Genomic DNA, 1,704 nt, shown 5'->3' on the forward strand with positions numbered 1-1,704 from the left:
CGTCGTTTCCTTCACCGGGGCAGCGAGAAGCCATTCAGTTAAGTTCTGGGGGTTTGACGCCGCGCAACTCTACCCGGCCCGTTTCGCGGTGTCAACCGCTCGTTCCGGGGTGTTTGTCGCTGGCGACTTGGAGAAAGTTACACCCATGCCAACGCGGTTACAAATCCGGGCCCCGGAGGGGTGTCTTCGCAGGTAGTACCCGGTGCGGAGGCCCTCAAACCCGCGATCATGTGACCGGGACCACTCAAAAGTGTTGTGACGAGCCCCGTCCGAGCGCTCACGCGGGGGCGACCGGCAGGTGCACGGTGACCGACAGGCCACCCCCCGGCACCGCCGCTGCCTGCACGTTCCCCCCGTGGGCGGCCACCGCGGCCCGCACGATCGACAGGCCGAGACCCGTTCCCGTGCGCGCCGTCCGGTCCTTGCCACCGCGCCGGAACGGCTCGAACAGCTTCTCCACCAGCTCCGGCGCGATGAGCTGACCGGACGACGACACCCGCAGCACCGTCCACACCGGGCCGCCCTCGGTGCGCACCTCGACCCACCCGTCCGGCGCGTTGTGCCGCACCGCGTTCTCCAGCAGGTTCCCCGCGATGCGCTCCAGCAGCGCCGGGTCGCCGACCGCGGGCGCCGGGGCGAGGTGGAACACCGGGCGCACCCCGCGCTGCTCGGCCTCGGCCCGCACCGCGCGCCAGGCCGACTCCACGAGCGCGGACACGTCCACCGGCTCCCGTACCGCCAGCCCGATGCCGTCCGTGCGCGCGAGCAGCAGCAGCGCGCTCACCAGCTGCTCGGCCCGCAACCCCGCCGAGCGCACCACCCCGGCCATCCGCCGCAGCTCCTCCGCGTCCGCGTCCGGGTCGGACAGCGTCACGTCCAGCTCGGTGCGGATCACCGACAGGGGGGTGCGCAGCTCGTGGGAGGCGTTGGCGACGAACCGCCGCTGCGAGTCGAACGCCGCCTGGAGGCGGTCGAGCATCTCGTCGAAGGTGTCGGCCAGCTCCGCGACCTCGTCGCGCGGGCCGACCAGGCGCAGCCGCTCCCCCAGCGACTCGGCGGAGAGCCTGCGGGCGGCGTCGGTGACCTCGTGCACCGGTCGCAGCACCCGCCCGGTGATCGTCCAGGCCAGCAGCGCGGCGGCGACCACCACGCACAGGAAGGCCACGCTGCCCGAGCGCAGGACGTCGTCCTGGGCCTGCCTGCCGAGGAAGTCCGTGAGGGAGGCCGCGTCGACCTCGACCCCGTCGACGACGACCGTGCTGCCCTCGGGGAAGCGCGGCGACGACTCGACCACCCGGCTGACGAGCATCCAGCCGAGCAGGAGCAGGAGGGCGCTGACGAACGCGACCAGGCCGGTGGCGAGGAGGGTGATCCGCGCGCGCAGCCCCGGCCCCCTGCGGCGGCTCAGCTCAGCCTTCAGCGGAGCCTGCCGTCGGGACTCGGTAACCGGAGCCGACCACGGTGTCGATGATGCCAGGCTCGCCGAGCTTCTTGCGCAGGGTCATGACGGTGACCCGGACGGTCGTGGTGAACGGGTCGGCGTTCTCGTCCCAGACCCGCTCCAGGAGCTCCTCGCTGCTGACCACGGAGCCCTTGGCCGCGAGCAGGACCTCCAGGACGCCGAACTCCTTGCGGGTCAGCTCGACCGGCTGGCCGCCGCGCCGCACGGTGCGGCGGGCCGGGTCCAGCTCGACGTCGCGGGCG

General features: G+C 72.8%; 2 protein-coding genes. Both read right to left on the reverse strand.

The features are described 5' to 3' along the window. Positions 1-277: 277 nt before the first annotated feature. On the reverse strand, positions 278-1,309 hold the full coding sequence (locus ACTUAL_RS25720) for a sensor histidine kinase (RefSeq protein WP_232519736.1): 1,032 nt from the start codon (positions 1,307-1,309) through the stop codon (positions 278-280). 100 nt (positions 1,310-1,409) lie between these two features. Then, positions 1,410-1,704: winged helix-turn-helix domain-containing protein (locus ACTUAL_RS25725; protein WP_440902056.1), on the reverse strand; the 295-nt coding region annotated here is incomplete at its 5' end.

The sequence above is a fragment of the Actinosynnema sp. genome (genome assembly GCF_052038725.1).